This window comes from Candidatus Frankia alpina, assembly GCF_902806485.1.
GTDB classification, from domain to species: domain Bacteria; phylum Actinomycetota; class Actinomycetes; order Frankiales; family Frankiaceae; genus Frankia; species Frankia alpina.
In genome coordinates this window covers 1-253 of record NZ_CADCWT010000647.1, presented here as the reverse complement: position 1 = coordinate 253, position 253 = coordinate 1, and the positions used below count along the sequence as shown (strand labels likewise).

The window sequence follows — 253 nt, the reverse complement described above, 5'->3', positions numbered from 1 at the left end:
CCCCGCCGCGGTCACCGCGGCAAGCCGGGTCTCCTCCGCACCGGCCTGCGCGGACAGCCGAGCCCGGGAGACGGCCGCATCGTCACGGGCCGCCTGCCGGATGGTGCGGATCTCTTCCAGGGCGGTTGGGGTGAGGGCGGTGCGTTCCCACAGGCCGTGGACCAGCCACAGGGCCTTCGCGGCCAGCGGCAACCACGCCACCGCCAGCCAGCCCGCCGGCGACGGGCCAACCAGCGCATGGGCCACCAGGACG

At 76.3% G+C, this 253-nt stretch carries 1 pseudogene; it reads right to left on the bottom strand.

What is annotated here, in order from left to right:
• Positions 1 to 253: pseudogene (locus G6R25_RS24805) on the bottom strand (protein spdB); the annotation flags it as partial.